Raw genomic sequence first — 17,824 nt, forward strand, 5'->3', positions numbered from 1 at the left:
GGGAGCAGGGGAGGCTAGGGGGCAGGGGAGATGGCGGAGCAGGGAGCAGCACTTCTCTACGAGGGGCTGCGCCCTAAGCGTAGCTATGCCGCAGGCTTTACGGCTACGCTCAGTGACCGAGGAGCAGAGGGCAGGGAGGGCTAGTTTAAAGAAAGGGTACTTAGTAGGAAGACAAAAATAAGTTGTGTCATTGCGAGCAAAGCGTACCACTGCGTGGAAGCAAGCTACGCCTAGCGTCTCGAAGAGAAGCAAGCTCAAATCCTTGCGACTGCTTCGTTTCACTTCGTTCGACTCGTAGTGACAGTATTATATTTTATTGTGTCCACTTACTTTCAATTTTTGTAAGCTGATGCATAAGCAATGTATGCTAACAAATTAACAATGTGAGTCGATGCATTGCCAATGTGAGCCGATACATTGCCAATGTAAGTTGATGCATTGCTAATGTGAGTCGATGCATTGCCAATGTGAGCCGATACATTGCCAATGTGAGTCGATGCATTGCCAATGTGAGTCGATGCATTGCTAATGTGAGCCGATACATTGCCAATGTAAGTTGATGCATTAACAATGTAAGCTGATACATTGCCAATGTAAAAGGTTGCATTAAAATTGCACGCCGATGCAATAGTCATTGTTACTTCCCCCGCCTCCCCTGCTTCCCCTACTTCCCCCATCTCCCCTGCCCTTACTAACGACTAGGTGCAGGAGGTAAAGCACCCGGAGGTGGCTGATTGATCACTGCCCAAAATAATCCAACACCTTTAATGGCATAGACAAACTCGTTGAAATCTACAGGCTTGACGACATAAGCATTAACGTTTAATTCGTAGCATCGAATTAAGTCTGGTTCCTCGCGAGAAGAGGTCAATACCACTACTGGTATCATTCGCATTACTGGGTCAGACTTCAATTCTGCTAGCACTTCTAGTCCATCAACTTTAGGTAGTTTCAAATCGAGTAGCACGACAACAGGATGCCCCTCCATCCGCAACCGAAACAACCCACGTCGATAAAGATAATCCAGTGCTTCTTCTCCATCACGTACCACCACTACTTCGTTAGCGAGATGATTTTCTGACAAGGCAGCCAGTACTAACTCTGCATCGTTTGCACTGTCTTCAACCAGCAGAATTCGCCTTAGTTCGTTCATTCACTCTCCTTTTTCAACAGCTTAGGGAGAGAGAAATAGAAAGTGGCTCCACTGTCAACTACACCCTCTGCCCAGACTCGACCTTGATGTCGATGAATAATGCGTTGTACGTTTGCTAATCCAACGCCCGTGCCTTCAAATTGTTGGTCGCTGTGCAGCCGTTGAAATACTCCAAACAGCTTATGTACATATTGCATATTAAAGCCAACACCGTTATCTTGCACAAAAAAGATAACTTCGTTTTCATTGATGGTGCTGCCAATGGAGATTTCTGCTAAAGTTCGAGTCTGAGTATATTTCACGGCATTGCTCATCAGATTGTAGAGGACGAGCCGGAGCATGGAGGGGTCACCTTGGATATCTGGCAAGGCTTCGATGTGCCAATTGATTCTGCGTCCTTTGGTTTCTGTCAGTAAATCACGTTGCACTTCTTGCACTAGTTGCTGCATATTCAGGTTGATGTAGCGCATTTCGCTGCGCCCCATCCGGGAAAAAGTGAGCAACTCATCAATCAATATTCCTGCCTGTTTTGCAGTTTGGGCGATTGTCTTTAAATAACGTTGACTCGTTTCATCTAAGGTCGTTGAGCCAAGACGTTTCTGAAGTAAGTCGACAAATCCAGCAATGTGGCGAAACGGTGCGCGTAAGTCGTGAGAGACTGAGTAAGAAAAGGATTCCAGTTCTTTGTTGGCGGCTTCTAGTTGGGCGGTGCGCTCTTGAATTTTTTGCTCTAGTGTTTCATTTAGTTGTTTCATGGCGGCTTCGGCAAGTTTGCGATCGTGAATATCGCTGGCGATGCCCACCCACTTAATAATCTGCCCCGCGGCATCTCGAACTGGCAAACCTCGGATAACATACCAACGATATAAACCATCAGCGGCGCGGCAAAGGCGGATTTCTACGTCGTAGTTTGTACCATTACGAAGAGCTTGCTTCCAGGTGGTCAAAGCGCGATCGCGGTCATCCGGGTAAATAACACTAGCCCAACCATCACCAACAGTTTGCTCTATTGTCAGTCCGGTATAATCAAACCAGTACTGGTTGCAATATGTAATATAACCACCGCGAGTACTCATCCAAATAACTTGCGGCGAGACTTCTGTTAAAATTCGGTATCGCTCTTCGCTCTGACGTAGCTCTTCTTCTGAGAGTTTGCGATCGGTCACATCTTGCACAACACCGAACATTCCTAAAACCTGTCCTTTGGCATCATATTGAGCGCGTCCCTTGGCACAAACCCAGCACTGGGTTCCATCGGGTCGAATCACACGGTACTCAACGTCATAGTCGCTGTGTTCTTCAATTGCCAGTATCACTCCCAGATGGGCGCGATTCCTGTCTTCTTCATGCAGCAGTTCGCGCATTTGTGTCCAAGTCATGTGGGGGCCAGGTGGGATGCCATAGATTTGGGCTGCCTGCTTTGATAATGTAACTACATCGTTTGCCGCATCCCAACTCCAGTCACCCATATAGGCTGCGGCTAAAGCTAAACTCAAGCGCTCAGCACTCTCTTTAGATGCTGCTTCTGCCTGCTTGCGAGCGTGAATGTCTACACATGAGCCGATATAGCCGAGAAACTCTCCTGTTGGTGCGAACCTGGGTACTCCGGTATCTAAAATCCAACGGTATTCGCCATCGAAGCGTCTGAGGCGATATTCCATGTCAAAATTTTGTCGAGCATCAAAAGCATTCACATAGATGCTTAAGCAACGCTGAAAATCATCCTGATGAACTCCCTCTGTCCACCCATTGCCCATTTCTTGTTCTAAAGTCCGCCCGGTAAAGTTTAGCCAGGTTTGATTGAAGTAGTAATAGAGCTTGTCAGTCCCAGACATCCAAACTAGTATAGGAGCGGTGTCTGTCATTTGGCGAAAGCGTGCCTCACTCTCACGCAATGCTGCTTCAGCCTGGTCACGCTGCTGCAAAACAGCTTGCTGTTCGCTAATATCACTCACTAAAGCGACAAATCCTTGAACGTTTCCTTGATTATCGAATTGAGGAACGTATGTGGCACTAATATAGCGTTGTTTACCATTTTTATAAGGTACTTGGGTCTCGTAGGTGACTTGCACTCCTGCCAATACCTGTTCTACGTAGGGACGAATCGCTTCATAAGCAGATTCACCTAAAACCTCCCACATATACTTGCCATAAACTTCTGTTGCTTGATGTCCAAACCAGACTTCATAGGCTCGGTTATTGAAGCGGTAACGTTGTTCTGAATCTACAAAGGATATTAAAACTGGTAGTGCATTTGCGATCAACAGAAGTTCCGCTTCTCCTTGCTGTAGTGCTTCTTCCATCTGCTTGCGATTGCTTATGTCTCGCCAGCAGTTGATTGCACCAATAATCTGTTCCTGTGTGTCTCGGATTGGTAATACATTAGCGATCGCAGTAATCCGCGTACCGTCTGGGCGTTGAATTACCCATTCTTCATTAGAGATAATTTCACCGTAGCGCGTGGCGCGGTACAGAGGCATTTGCTCAGGATTTGGACGTGTTACACCATCGGTTAGAAATATTCCGTAGGAATCAATATCCTCGTCAGAGGATATGCCAGTAAGACTTTCGCCCGAAATACCCAGCGTATCTAGCGCGAATTTACTGTTGGCGATAATGGGGAAATCAGGTGGCCCACCTGCGATTGTAATTCCCTCTGGAACATAGTCTAAAAGGATTTGCAGCAGGCGTTGTGCTTCCTTGGCTTCGCGGGCGTGTTCACGTACTGCCAGGGCTGCTTGCTTACGAGTTTGCGACAGTTTTAGGGTTGCCTCAACGCAAGCTAAGAGTTCACGAGCCGAGAACGGCTTCATCAAATAATCATCTGCTACAGCTTGTAGCTCTTCAACACCAGACTCCTCTCCAGCACCAGCAGAAAGTATAATGATCGGCAGTTCTCTCGTTTCTGGATCAGACCTAAGCGATCGCAACAACCCAAATCCGTCTAACCCAGGCATTATCACATCTGTTAAAACTAGATCGGGTATTTGCCGACGAATGGCAGTTAAAGCAGCTATGCCATCCGCTACTGTCTCTACTTCATACTTTTGACTTAATAGACACTTGACGTAATTTTGCATCTCTGCATTGTCATCAGCCAAGAGAATTCGAGCAGAGGAGCCGAGGGGCAGAGGGGCAGAGGGGAATTTATCTTCTTCTTCCCTGCTCCCTGCTCCCTGCTCCTCGGCCACTAAGCGCAGCCTCTCGTAGAGAAGTGCTGCTCCCCTGCATTCTTCTTCGTAAGCACCAGCAATCGCGATCGCTGTTGCCACATTGCTGCCCACTAAATCAAAAAACCCTTGGTAGTCATCATCAAACTTATGCTGAGGACTAATTCCCAGCACAAGTATTCCAGCTAGCGCGGGCTTACCCGATTGAGTGTTAAACCCAGGCTTCACTAAGGGCATGACGAAGGCTGTGGATGGAGATGTGTTCCACATACCATCAGGCAATGCACCTAATCGAGTTGCTAAATCATCAACAATTTCTGCTTGCCCAGTTTGGCTGACTCGTGCCAAGCACCATGTATCTATTTCTTGAGTCAAGTTTACTTGTGCTGGAATAGTTGGTATTTCCCGATTAATTCCGGCAGTGCCAACCAGCTGTGCTTGCTTGCCATCAGCTTGTATTAGATACAGCAAGGTAAAAGGAATGTCATCAGGATTAGCAGATAAGGTATTCGTAGCAGCCTGGCAGGCTGACTTGATGGTTTTGGCTGCGGCTGTATTGCTGGCTAATTCCCGTAGGGTTCGCAGACGGCGCTCTCCTAAAATGCGCTCTGTGGTTTCTGTAACTGCTGTAAATACTCCTGCGTAGGTATAGCCCGCACTTCGACAAAGCTCAGTGACCGTCGTAGACATCGCTCCTGTCTCATCCTCGATTGGGCTATAGGAAAAGGTAAAATAGCATTCCTCAAGATAACCATAACGATTAATTAAGAGTAACTGGTCATCTAACGACGTTGCTTGACCTGTGGTTAACACGCCTTGCAACATTGGCCCCATTACATCCCAGATTTCTGACCAACACTCCTGCGCCCGCTGTCCCATAGCTCTGGGGTGCTTGGTTTCTCCCAAAATTGGACGACAGGCATCGTTATAAAACTGAACTAAATCTGCACCCCAAAAAATGATGATTGGAAAGCGAGATGTTAAACAAATATTTATAGATGTTCGTAAACTTTGTGACCAAGTTTTGGCAGATCCAACTGGTGTTGCAGCCCAGTTGATGCTCTGGATCAGCGCTCCCATTTCGCCACCTCTGGCAAAGTGGTTATTAGAAATTGCCGCTTTTGCCTTAGTCATCTAAATCTCAACTTTGCTTTGGAAAAATATCTGTCTATAAGCTTCTGGCTAAGTTTTTGCACTTCAGCAAGAGGAGTACGATTAATTTCATCGGTTTGGGGACATCTGAGGACAATAGAATTGTTATATAGCTATATATATGATGTAGCAGATATTTCGTTAAATGCTATTACATAATGAATGAATATTTATAACATTGGCGATATTTATAGGTGTGGTAATGGTTAATGATTACGGTGATTTTTTAGTAGTTTTTCTGATGATTAATAACCACTGATTAAAGAAGTACTTTACACCAGTTACTCATGGAAGAAACTACGCCAGAACGGCAACTGGCGGCAATGCTTCAAGTCAGACATTGCCCACCTAACAGAAATGCCTTGGAAAGCCGCGTCAATACCCAAGGCGATAAGTGTAGCCATTTGACGCCAGTCACCTAACACCACCCAGGAGCTATATTTCCGGCGGGCGTTAGCTCTGACTTTTCTCCACACAAAAATTGCTCGAAGGGGAAACCCTGCCAAGAGTGCTGGACTCATCGGACTGCTTCGCCAGATGGCTAGATCCTTAAAGCTGGGAACCCTTTTAACACAATGGCTCACCAAATTACCAATTAATTATTAATTTTCGATTACCAACACAGGCTTAAACAGAGATTTGTTAGCTGTAACTTAGTAAGTATACCTAGCTAACCAATAAATAGTTATACCCAAAGCCGACCCAGCTATGACTTGAACTGGTGTGTGTCCAAGTAATTCTTTAAGACGGTCTTGGCTAAAATCTGGTTTTTCATGAAATAATTCATCAATCATTTGATTGAGAATACGTGCTTGCTTCCCGGCGGCTTGGCGAACTCCTGCTGCATCGTACATGACGATGATTGCAAAAACGGCAGCAACAGCAAAATCAGGAGATGCCCAACCAAGTGTTTGCCCAACACCAGCCGCTAGAGCCGTAACTAAAGCTGAATGGGCGCTGGGCATCCCTCCAGTTGTTACTAAAACACGCACATTCAGTTTGCGATGTTTAACTATCTCAATGATTAGCTTCAATGCTTGAGCAATTAAACAAGCTATCAGAGCAACCAGTAGCACCCGGTTGTCTAAAATGTTGCCTATGTCTTGCATGATATTTTGGTTAGGTTAGTAAATATCAGAAGTGGTTGTTGGTTGAGGAAACATTTAGATTCAACCTAAATTCCAAAGTCCCAAATTAACTTAGTGATTACGACTGGTAATAAAGTGAGCGATCGCCTGGAGTGGCTTGGCTCTCTCCCCAAATGTTTCTAATTCTGTACAAGCTGCCTTAATTAGTTCTTGGGCTTTTGAGCGGGATTGCTCAAGTCCCCAAAGGCTGGGATAGGTGACTTTTTTGGCTCTGAGGTCTTTGCCAGCCGTTTTACCCAATTGTTCTTGAGTGGCAGTAATATCGAGAATATCATCGATAATCTGGAACGCTAGCCCAATATTTTCAGCATAACGAGTTAGTCGTTGTACATCTTCAGGTGATGCCCCAGCGATGATCCCACCACAAACAACGCAAGCTTCCAAAAGGGCGGCTGTTTTGTGTTCATGAATAAAATTCAGCGTTTCTAAAGAAATGTCTGACTTTCCTTCGCATTCTAGGTCAACGACTTGACCACCAACTAAGCCAGCAGCCCCTAGCGCCCGCCCCAGACGGGCAACCACTTGCAACACTCTGTCCCTGGCAACGTTTTGAGGGGTTTGAGTGGCGACAAACTCAAAAGCCAGAGCTAACAAACCATCACCCGCCAAAATCGCGACATCTTCGCCATAAACCTTGTGATTCGTCAGTTTACCGCGACGGTAATCGTCATTATCCATCGCTGGTAGGTCGTCGTGAATCAACGACATTGTATGGATCATCTCCACGGCACAGGCTGTTGGCATTGCCATTTCGATAGTACCGCCGAGCATTTCACAGGTAGCAAGGCAGAGAATTGGCCGCACGCGCTTACCTCCTGCTAATAGTGAGTAACGCATCGCCTCATAAATCTTTTCGGGATAAATGATGGGGATAGCCTGATCTAAAGCAGTATCGCAAAGTTTTTGTCGTTCTTTGAGATAGGCTGTTAAGCTAAACGTGGCTTCCTCTGGTGTTTTTTGAACGTTATCCGTTGCTACCATTATCAAATTCCTGACATTTTACGATTTTTGTCGTATACGACACAATTTTAAGGTGGTCTGGAGCTAAAAGAGTTAGAGTTAAAAATTAAGAATTAGGAACAATTACTCATAACTTTTAACTAATCACTTTTTACTTCCTTGCTGCTCTGGAATAGCTGGCAAATGTATTTTGCAACAATATGGCGACAGTCATCGGCCCAACACCGCCAGGAACTGGGGTAATGAATTCTGCCACGCCAGCAGTTGGTTGAAAATCGACATCGCCGACCAAGCGACTTTTGCCACTAACATCAGTAATGCGATTCATCCCCACATCTACCACAACAGCGCCCGGTTTCACCATGTCAGCAGTAATTAATCCGGGACGACCCACTGCTGCAATTAGAATATCAGCATTTTGGGTGATAGTTTTAAGGTCATGCGATCGCGAGTGAGCGATCGTGACTGTAGCATCAGCTTCAAGTAGCATTAATGCCATTGGCTTACCCACCAAAATACTGCGTCCCACGACTACCGCCTGTTTCCCGCGCAAGGGAATCTTGTATTCCTCTAAAAGCCGCATTACACCAGCTGGGGTACAACTGCGTAAACCCGCTTCTCCCCGCACTAGTCGCCCCAAATTCACAGGGTGTAGTCCATCAGCATCTTTATCGGGATCAATTTGATGTAGCAGAGTAACAGCATCCAAGTGGTCAGGTAGGGGTAGTTGTACAAGAATTCCATCTACCTTTTCATCTTGGTTGAGTGCTGCAATTACTGCTTCTAATTCCGCTTGGGTGGTTTCGCGAGGAAAATGCTTGCCAAAAGAAGCAATACCGACTTTAGCGCAAGCTTTTTCTTTATTGCGTACATAAGCTGCTGAGGCTGGGTTATCACCAACCATTAGCACAGCTAAACCAGGAGGTCGTCCAATTTTTGGTTGTAATTGTGTAATGGCAACAGCAAGTTCTTGCTGAATTTTTGCAGCTATTGCTTTACCATCGATAAGTTTGCCAGTTTTTGTTTCCATAAGAATTTCTTGGGACTGGGGGCTGGGGACTGGTGAGCCAGCGCGGTCTTCTCCCAAAGGGAGAGGCTAGCGCCTGCCGTAGGATGCCCGAACGCGAGTGCGTCTCCTTTAGGAGAAGGGCTGTAGGGGATTTTCCCCATGAGCGACTGGCGAAACCGAAGGGAGACTAGGGACTGAATAGTGATTCAAACTCCATTCAAAAGATTAGGGGAACTTCGCCCAATTCCTAAACCCTGCATTGTGAAGAATCTTTTTTCCCATATACCCCACACCCTTACCCCCCTAGTTTTTGCAAGTCCATCATGTTTATTTTCTCAGATCAGTGGTGTTATCTGAAGAATAAAGGATTAAGGACGAAATCAGAACGTTTTTTGCTCAGTTGAGAGTGTGTTTCTGATCAAGAAGAAAACAGTATAAATGGAAACAGACCTAATGAAACTGGCGATAAGGCAAGTAGCGATGCAAAAATTTGCTCAACCGATGGCTTTTATGCAACAAGCAAAAAATTTTTCTTGTTGGTTCTTGTACAGGTACAGTATCAAACTTTCGGCAAAAATGCCTCTCGCTACATCTCAGTTTTCGCGTTATGGGGAAAAGCCAATGAAAAACCTAACCCCCGAACACCCTACTTTACAAGGGAATGGTGAGAATTCAAAGCGTCCTTTTTACCTCTTTTTGACCTGTTTGTTGATAATAGGGCTTTGTAGTTGCGGTAATTCAACATCAGCTGGGTCAAATGGGATACTCCCCTTCAAAATTGGCAGTAACGTTACTCCTATTCGGGAAATTAAACCAAAACAAAACAATCAGACTGTAGTTTACATCCAGGGTAAGGTGGAAAAGCAAGCTCCCTTGGTAAAACGATGGGCTTATCAAATCAATGACTCAACTGGCAAAATCTGGGTTATTACTAATCAAAGTGGTCTGAAAGAGGGATCGCAAATGGTAGTTAAGGGTAAAATTCGCTATCAAAGTATCCCCTTAGCTGGCAAAGAATTTGGGGAAGTTTATCTAGAAGAAGAGTAATAATTACAACAGAAAACAGCCAAATAAAAAAATTATGAGTGATCAACTGGTGTCTGTAGCGATCGCAATTCTCTACCAAGAAGACAAGTTTCTCATGCAACTGCGAGACAATATTCCTACTATTGCCTATCCTGGTTACTGGGCGCTATTTGGCGGTCACATTGAACCCGGTGAAACTCCAGATATAGCAGTCAAGCGAGAAGTTTTAGAAGAAATCGGCTACAATCTACCGCCCTTTTTTGAATTTGGCTGTTATCAGGATGATAAAGCTGTTCGTCATGTTTTCCATGCACCACTGTTAGTGGAATTAAATCAACTGGTTCTCAATGAAGGTTGGGATATGGGGTTATTGACAGCTGAAGATATTCGCCGAGGTGATTGTTATTCGCAAAACGCTGCTGAAGTCAGACCTTTGGGGCAAATGCATCAGCGAATTATGCTGGACTTTATCGAGAAAAAGCAACAAACTTTTTGATAATTGAAGACATTAATGGGGTCAAAAAAATTCATTTACCTGAAACTAGCCATAAATCTAGTCCAAAAGCGATCGCTGTTATTATTCCCTAGTGTCTACAAGCCACAATATAGTTAGATATCTTGTGGAGTCATCACGAATGCACTCAGTAAACAAACTGCCGCGATGGATAAGTTTAGGACTAGCATTTCCGATTGCCATTCTCAACGGTTGGCTATTACTCCAGGTTGTACAATATTTTCAACCCCTAGTCAACGTTATTGCCGCCGCCATCCTTCTAGCTTTTGTTTTAGACTATCCGATTCAGTTTCTACAAAGACAAGGCGTCAAACGCAACCTAGCGACTGGGGGAGTGTTGCTTTTGACTCTGGTGATTTTAGTAGGTTTGGGTATCACCTTAGTTCCGCTAATTTTACAACAGCTTAACGAGCTAGCTAACATTTTGCCCAGTTGGGTTGATTCTGGCACTTTACAACTGCAAGCTTTTCAAGATTGGGCGTTACAGCAACAGCACCTTCCGATTAATTTAAGTGCCTTAGTTACCCAAGTACTCGAACAAGTATCTAACCAACTTCAGTCTTTCACTGGTAGAATTCTCGGTTTTGCGGTCGATACCATTGGGACTGTGGTTAATGTACTGCTAACAGTGGTATTGACTATTTACTTGGTACTGAATGGCAACCGTCTTTGGGATGGTATTTTTCAATGGTTTCCCCTTAACATTCAGACAAAAGTTCGGCAATTATTGCAAGAGGATTTTCACAATTACTTTATTGGTCAGGCAATATTAGGGGCTGTACTGGGAGTGACAGTTACATTGGCATTTTTGGCTCTGCAAGTTCCCCTAGCTTTACTTTTTGGTATTGGAATTGGCTTGTTTTCTCTATTCCCCTTTGGGACAGGCGTAGGTATTGCCATAGTGAGTTCTTTGGTAGCGTTGCAAAACTTTTGGTTAGGAGTAGAAGTTTTAGGTGTAGCTGTGGCAATTGACCAAGTAAATTCTAATTTTATTTCACCTCGGATTCTCGGTGATTTAACTGGCTTAAATCCCGTGTGGGTCGTGATTTCCTTATTACTGGGAGCAAAATTAGGAGGAGTATTAGGTTTGTTAATTGCCATACCTGTAGCTAGTTTTATCAAAGATATAGCTGATAGCTGGCGCGCAGGTGAGTTTAATCCGTCAGAGAATATAGAGTTAGAACCTGCAAAAGTCACGAGTGATGTAGTCGTAACTCATAGCTAAAATTCGACGCTGATAATGGATCACATTTGGGATTCACAATTTCTGTAGTAGCGAATCTCAACTTGCCCCATCAAAGTAGAAGTGTGAGACTATACAAACAACGCCTGTAAAAGTAGCTTCATATCTTGAATCCATGCAGGTGGACGAGAGTTTGTGTAGCTGCGACTTCTAGTCGCTAGCTACTATTTAGATTATTAATTAAAGTGAAACACTAGAGTTTTTGGAGCGGGTTATGCTTAAGCAACTCATCCTTGAAAATTGGAAAAGTTTTCGTTATGCAGAACTTCCACTTGACCCGTTGACTGTTCTTATTGGTACAAATGCGAGTGGTAAATCTAATGTAGTTGAAGCTTTAGAATTCTTACAAAGAACATTTATTAAGAAAGATGTTAAACCAGCTTTATTAGGTGATTCAACACTTTCTTCAATTCGCGGAGGCTTAGAGTGGGCTGCACTTAAGCCAGAAAAACAATTCACATTACAAGCTGTTATTTCAGGTGAAAATGAATATACAGATTATATTTACTCAATTACAATACAAACAAAACCAATAATATGTATTTTGAATGAAAGTATAATCAGTCAAAATTACCAAAACAATGGAGAAGAAAAGCCTAAAAACATATTTTGTTTTAAAGCGTCTTCAAATTTGAGTAATTATGATAGAAAAATTGATGTTTTCGAAAATGATGTAGTCTCATCTGTGATTTGGGGAGATATTTTTTCTAAAACTCAAACTATATTAAACGATGCTAGCTCAGGCTTTCTGAGTGAATTAAATCAAGATATGGCTGATAAAATATATAATTTAATTCAATATATAGAAAATATTTTTATTCTCAATCCTCTTCCATATAAAATGCGTAATTATTCAATAGTTTATGATAAATTAGAGGGTGATGCATCTAATATTGCAGGCGTGTTAGCCGCATTATCTGATGAACAAAAAGCAGCAATAGAATCAACTTTATCTGAATATATTAAATATTTACCGGGAGGTGATATTCAAAGAGTATGGGCAGAAAAAGTTGGTAGATTTGGCACTGATGCAATGCTTTACTGTCAGGAAGAATGGAAGCCTGGACATATTACAGAAATTGATGCCAGAAGTATGTCAGATGGAACTTTACGATTTCTGGCAATACTCACAGCATTACTCACAAGGCCAGAAGGTAGTCAAATTGTAATTGAAGAAATAGATAGTGGGCTGCATCCATCGCGTGCAGAATTACTTGTCAGAATCTTACGAGAAATTGGCAGCAAAAGAAAAATTGATATTCTACTTACTACCCATAACCCAGCGTTACTTGATGCTTTAGGCCCAGAGATAGTTCCATTTGTGGTTGTTGCACACCGCGATAATGAAACCGGAGAAAGTAAACTTACGCTTTTAGAAGATATTGAGAATTTTCCTAAGTTGTTTGCATCCTATTCTTTAGGTGATATGACAACTAAGGGTGCAATTGAAAGAAGCCTTTCTCATGGCGAATAGTGACTAATATGAGAAAGGTGCTACTCATTGATACATCGCTTTTATGTGTTTGGTTACAAGTTCCAGGTAAAGAAATCGCTGGTAATAATAAATGGAATTTTGAGCGCGTAAATCAAAAAATTCAAGCAGAAATCGCTAAAGGGACAACGCTAGTACTTCCTTTAGCCAGCGTTATAGAAACAGGTAATCATATTGCACAAGCCAAAACAAACACAATAAATAAGTACCCAACAGCTCAAAAATTTGCTGAAATCATAACTTATGCTGCTGATGAAACAACACCTTGGGCAGCTTTTAGTGAGCAGATTGTGCTTTGGCAGGCAGAAGCACTAAAAAATTTAGCGGCTCAATTTCCTACTCAAGCTGTACAAGAGACTTCTATGGGCGATGCTAGTATTGTGATCTTAGGTAAGCACTATCACCAAAAAGGTTTCTATGTAGAGTTTTTAACTGATGATGATGGGCTAAAATCTCAAGAACCACCTCCACCGCAACAACCTACACGTCGTAGCAGTCGCAGAAAAGCATAAAAAATCTTTGAGCGATCGCCCATTCAACTTTCACATCAAGCTATCATCAAATACTGTGGCTTTTTTGTGCGTAACTCCTAGCATCTATGACCGCTTCTCACTCCGAAACTCCATCTAGCAAGCCCGACGCTAGTACTTTTATTGCCGACCATAGACAGGTAGACCGCAGCAAGTTAAGTCAAATGTACCTGCACTATGTCGAGACAAAAGATAAATATCCTCACGCGATGTTGCTGTATCGGGTAGGAGATTTCTTTGAATGCTATTTCCAAGATGCTGTGACGCTAGCCCAACAATTGGAATTAGTCCTCACTAGCAAGCAAGCCGGAGAACAGGGACGGGTAGCAATGTCCGGTGTTCCGCATCACTCTTGGGAACGCTACACTACACTGTTGGTAGAGAAAGGTTATGCAGTGGTAATTTGCGACCAAGTAGAAGATGCAGCCGAAGCTACTGGAAGATTAGTACGGCGGGAAGTAACGCGCATCCTCACCCCTGGTACTCTGCTCGAAGATGGAATGCTAAAATCGAGCCGCAATAATTACTTAGCAGCAGTAGTTATTGCTGCAAATCATTGGGGTTTAGCTTACGCAGATATCTCTACAGGAGAATTCCTCACAACTCAAGGTAGCGATTTAGAACTCCTGACACAAGAATTAATGCGCTTGCAGCCTTCAGAGGTGTTAGTTCCTACCAACGCGCCCGATTTAGGTAGTTTACTCCGTCCCGGAGAAACTTCGCCGCATCTCCCCCAATGTTTGCCGCCATCATTTTGTTATAGTTTGCGATCGCAAGTTCCCTTTTCGCAAGCCGAAGCTAGACCTAAATTATTGCAGAAATTTAAAGTGCGATCGCTAGAAGGACTCGGTTGCGACCATCTCCCCCTCGCTGTCCGCGCCGCTGGTGGTCTTCTGGAATATGTTGAAGATACTCAAAAAGAAAATCCAGTTTCCCTCCAGAGGCTACGCACCTACACCCCCACTGATTATCTAATTGTTGATAATCAAACTCGCCGTAACCTGGAAATTACTCAAACAGTCCGTGATGGCACTTTTCACGGTTCCCTACTTTGGGCATTAGATAGAACTAGTACAGCAATGGGTGGGCGGGCTTTGCGGCGATGGTTGTTGCAACCGCTACTCGATATTAAAGGCATTCGGGCGCGGCAAGACACCATCCAAGAATTGCAAGAAAATACGCCCCTGCGTCAAGATTTACGGCAGTTGTTACGACAAATTTATGACCTAGAACGACTCACAGGCAGGGCGAGTTCTGGGAATGCTAGTGCTAGAGATTTAGTGGCTTTAGCAGATTCTCTGGCGCGCTTACCAGAATTATCTCGCTTAGTAACGGATGCTCGTTCTCCCTTTTTAAAAGCTTTGCAAAAAGTGCCGCCGATTTTATCAGAATTGGCAGAAAAATTACACGCGCATATTGTCGAGTCACCACCGATACTGATTAAAGAAGGTGGATTGATTCGTTCTGGGATTAATCCCCAGTTGGATGAGAGAAAGGCGACTGTCGAAGCAGACCAGCAATGGATTGCAAATTTAGAAGTTGACGAAAGAGCAAAAACGGGAATTCCCACGCTGAAGGTAGGATTTAACAAAACCTTTGGTTACTACATTAGTATTTCTCGTGCCAAAGCTGACCAAGTTCCTGCTAATTACATTCGCAAGCAAACGCTAACGAATGAGGAACGTTACATTACCCCAGAGTTGAAGGAACGAGAAGCGCGGATTCTCACGGCGCGGGATGATTTAAATCAGTTGGAATATGAGATTTTTGCCACACTGCGGGAAGAGGTGGGACAAGAGGCAGAGGTAATTCGCAATCTTTCTCGTGCAGTGGCGGCGGCGGATGTGTTGTGTGGTTTGGCTGAGTTGGCTGTACAACAAGGTTATTGTCGTCCAGAAATGTTGTCAGGAAGGGAGATAACGATTGTTGATGGGCGTCATCCGGTGGTGGAACAGTCTTTGCCTGCGGGTTTCTTTGTGCCGAATTCAACGCAACTTGGTCAAGATGTAGAGACGCGATTAATCGCGTCTCTACAGGAGTCATTAGCATATGACCCAGAAAAAATTACAAATGACAACCCTGATTTAGTCATCCTCACTGGCCCGAATGCCAGTGGCAAGAGTTGTTATTTGCGCCAGGTGGGATTGATTCAGTTAATGGCGCAGATTGGCAGTTTTGTGCCTGCTAAGTCTGCTAGGTTAGGAGTGTGCGATCGCATTTTCACTCGTGTAGGTGCAGTAGATGATTTGGCAACTGGTCAATCTACTTTTATGGTGGAAATGAATGAAACGGCGAATATTCTCAACCATGCCACTTCTAGGTCGCTGGTATTATTAGATGAAATCGGCCGCGGTACAGCTACATTTGATGGTCTTTCGATTGCTTGGGCGGTAGCGGAATATATAGCAGTCGATATTCGGGCGCGAACGATTTTTGCAACTCATTACCACGAGTTAAATGAACTCGCCACTATTTTACCGAATGTGGCAAATTATCAGGTGACGGTGAAGGAATTACCTGACCAAATTATCTTTTTGCACCAAGTTCAACCGGGAGGCGCTGATAAATCTTATGGAATTGAAGCCGGACGGTTAGCGGGTTTACCAGCAGTGGTGATTCAACGAGCAAGACAAGTTATGGGACAAATTGAGAAACACAGTAAGATTGCTCTAGGTTTGCAAAACCTCGATTGATGTTGTTTATTGACTAATTTCTTGTCCGCGTTGATCGATTAATGTTAGTGTTGCCAAAATAGCGTATTTATTAACAATTTATTGTTGTTAAATTATATTTGTAATCAATCTACCGTAGCTCCACTCATAGACGCTAACTCGGTACTTTTTAGTATACTTTGGGTTGACTTCTATAACATTTGATTTTTGTTTACTTTGTCTTGAATCCCGCTCCACAGATTGTGGTAAGACAATAAGATTCTATATCTTATTGTTATGAAAAGCAGTATTACTTAATTGAGAGCAAGATTAGACCAAAAAACCAGCATCAACTACGTCTTCAAAGGAAATTTTTAGATTATTGAATCCTAATTTATAATTTTTATTTAGCAGTGGTGCAGCCGGAAAAATAAAACACATGATGAATGATTCTAACAGGCTAGCGACTGTGCCAAGATTCTAAAGGTGAAAGTTGCTTAATCAACTAAATAGAGAAAATATTCTTGAGTGAGTACGATTTAATTACAGTTAATAACCCTTATATCTAACTTACTGATAAGCTTGTGCATTAATATTCCTGAAGTGCTATTAATGCAACGCTAACAAGAATCTTTAATCTTAAAAAGTGTTGTATTTATATTTTTTTCTCCATGTAACTATTTTAGTTCTACAAGGTCAGTCTACTTATTTAACTAAAATCAAGTAAATATATGGAATAAAAATCACATTTTTAGTATAATTTTAATTTCATGCTCTTTTAACCCAATTAACATTGTGTCTACTTTGAGCCAGAATAAACAAGAGACTTACTATTATATCCTTATACTACCGTGATCCAAACTACTCTGAACTTTAAATATCTTGAAAATGCAGTAAATCCTGTATTTGCTAACCATGAAACTTTTCACCCTCGTTTTGGTTGGTTGAAAAAAGGATTTGATACAGCCAAGAAAAATCCAGATATCTTCTCGCAGGATGATGCTCCTGTACGTTTAGGTGTTGGGAAAAATATGGTACGTGCTATTCGTTATTGGTCTAGTGCATTCAAACTTCTTGATAAAAATAATTTACCAACAAAATTTGGGGAGAAACTTTTAGGAAATAATGGATGGGATGCTTATTTAGAAGATCCGGCATCATTATGGTTATTACATTGGAATTTGTTAAAACCCACTTGTGAAGCAGCTGCTTGGTATTATATTTTTAATGTTTTTCGAGATTTGGATTTTACAAAAGAAGATATTTTAGTGGGTCTGAAAGATTATATAAATAATTTCAATAAAACTATTGCTGAATCTTCTTTTATTAAAGATGTAAATTGTATTTTAAGAATGTATGCGACACAAGATTTAATGAGAGACAATAGCCCAGTCGAAGATTCTATTGATTGTCCTTTTAACGAACTGGGTTTAATTCGCCATTTTGGGAAAAATTATCAGTTTAAAATCGGTGCAAAAGCGAATTTACCTCCATCAGTTATAGTCGCTACTTGTTTAGAATATGCTAGTTGGGCAAGTCAGGGAAGACAGACCATTAACATTCCCAGTTTACTTTATGATGAAGGTAGTCCGGGGATGGTCTTTAAACTGACGGAAAGTATTTTATGTGCAGCTATTGAGATAGTTTCTAAAGAATTTGATACGATAGTTCTTTCCGACACCGCCGGATTAATTCAGCTATCTTTCCCCGACAGCCCAGAGATATTAGCAGAAGAAATTTTAGATAAATATTATAACTTTAAATAATAATGAAGGA

General features: G+C 42.7%; 14 protein-coding genes. 7 read left to right on the forward strand and 7 right to left on the reverse strand.

Translation table 11 applies throughout. The annotated features are described in order from the left end of the window. Positions 1 to 332: 332 nt before the first annotated feature. The 7 genes from WKK05_RS06320 to folD form a co-directional block, all read right to left on the reverse strand. On the reverse strand, positions 333 to 635 hold the full coding sequence (locus WKK05_RS06320; protein WP_341528917.1) for a hypothetical protein: 303 nt from the start codon (positions 633 to 635) through the stop codon (positions 333 to 335). 56 nt (positions 636 to 691) lie between these two features. Continuing rightward, on the reverse strand, positions 692 to 1,153 hold the full coding sequence (locus WKK05_RS06325) for a response regulator (RefSeq protein ID WP_341528918.1): 462 nt from the start codon (positions 1,151 to 1,153) through the stop codon (positions 692 to 694). Next, a complete protein-coding gene (locus WKK05_RS06330) occupies positions 1,150 to 5,457 on the reverse strand; it encodes a PAS domain S-box protein (protein ID WP_341528919.1) in 4,308 nt (1,435 codons plus the stop codon). Before WKK05_RS06330 ends, WKK05_RS06325 begins: the two co-directional genes overlap by 4 nt. A 299-nt stretch (positions 5,458 to 5,756) precedes the next feature. Beyond that, positions 5,757 to 5,996, reverse strand: coding sequence for a hypothetical protein (locus tag WKK05_RS06335; RefSeq protein ID WP_341528920.1), 240 nt, complete (start codon positions 5,994 to 5,996; stop codon positions 5,757 to 5,759). Positions 5,997 to 6,128: 132 nt separating this feature from the next. Continuing rightward, on the reverse strand, positions 6,129 to 6,584 hold the full coding sequence (locus tag WKK05_RS06340) for a divergent PAP2 family protein (RefSeq protein ID WP_341528921.1): 456 nt from the start codon (positions 6,582 to 6,584) through the stop codon (positions 6,129 to 6,131). A 90-nt stretch (positions 6,585 to 6,674) separates the two neighbouring features. Beyond that, positions 6,675 to 7,604 (reverse strand): geranylgeranyl diphosphate synthase CrtE, encoded by a 930-nt coding sequence (gene crtE, locus WKK05_RS06345; protein ID WP_341528922.1) that lies wholly within the window; start codon positions 7,602 to 7,604, stop codon positions 6,675 to 6,677. Between the two features lie 130 nt (positions 7,605 to 7,734). After that, positions 7,735 to 8,613: a bifunctional methylenetetrahydrofolate dehydrogenase/methenyltetrahydrofolate cyclohydrolase FolD gene (gene folD, locus WKK05_RS06350; protein ID WP_341528923.1), complete on the reverse strand. Its 879-nt coding sequence runs from the start codon at positions 8,611 to 8,613 to the stop codon at positions 7,735 to 7,737. Between the two features lie 417 nt (positions 8,614 to 9,030). Between folD and WKK05_RS06355 the strand changes: the two genes are divergently transcribed. The 7 genes from WKK05_RS06355 (at position 9,031) to WKK05_RS06385 (ending at position 17,814) form a co-directional block, all read left to right on the forward strand. Continuing rightward, a complete protein-coding gene (locus WKK05_RS06355) occupies positions 9,031 to 9,639 on the forward strand; it encodes a hypothetical protein (protein ID WP_341528924.1) in 609 nt (202 codons plus the stop codon). 34 nt (positions 9,640 to 9,673) lie between these two features. After that, positions 9,674 to 10,114 (forward strand): NUDIX hydrolase, encoded by a 441-nt coding sequence (locus WKK05_RS06360; protein ID WP_341528925.1) that lies wholly within the window; start codon positions 9,674 to 9,676, stop codon positions 10,112 to 10,114. 139 nt (positions 10,115 to 10,253) lie between these two features. Then, positions 10,254 to 11,357: an AI-2E family transporter gene (locus tag WKK05_RS06365; protein WP_341528926.1), complete on the forward strand. Its 1,104-nt coding sequence runs from the start codon at positions 10,254 to 10,256 to the stop codon at positions 11,355 to 11,357. Positions 11,358 to 11,589: 232 nt separating this feature from the next. Beyond that, positions 11,590 to 12,849 carry an AAA family ATPase gene (locus WKK05_RS06370; protein ID WP_341528927.1) on the forward strand — a complete coding sequence of 420 codons (1,260 nt, stop codon included), beginning with the start codon at positions 11,590 to 11,592 and terminating at the stop codon, positions 12,847 to 12,849. Positions 12,850 to 12,857: 8 nt separating this feature from the next. Then, positions 12,858 to 13,379 carry a hypothetical protein gene (locus tag WKK05_RS06375; protein ID WP_341528928.1) on the forward strand — a complete coding sequence of 174 codons (522 nt, stop codon included), beginning with the start codon at positions 12,858 to 12,860 and terminating at the stop codon, positions 13,377 to 13,379. A gap of 86 nt (positions 13,380 to 13,465) precedes the next feature. Beyond that, positions 13,466 to 16,090, forward strand: coding sequence for a DNA mismatch repair protein MutS (gene mutS, locus WKK05_RS06380; protein WP_341528929.1), 2,625 nt, complete (start codon positions 13,466 to 13,468; stop codon positions 16,088 to 16,090). An 809-nt stretch (positions 16,091 to 16,899) separates the two neighbouring features. Then, positions 16,900 to 17,814 carry a DUF4007 family protein gene (locus WKK05_RS06385; RefSeq protein ID WP_341528930.1) on the forward strand — a complete coding sequence of 305 codons (915 nt, stop codon included), beginning with the start codon at positions 16,900 to 16,902 and terminating at the stop codon, positions 17,812 to 17,814. The last annotated feature ends 10 nt before the right edge of the window (positions 17,815 to 17,824 follow it).

The organism is Nostoc sp. UHCC 0302 (genome assembly GCF_038096175.1).
Classification (GTDB): domain Bacteria; phylum Cyanobacteriota; class Cyanobacteriia; order Cyanobacteriales; family Nostocaceae; genus UHCC-0302.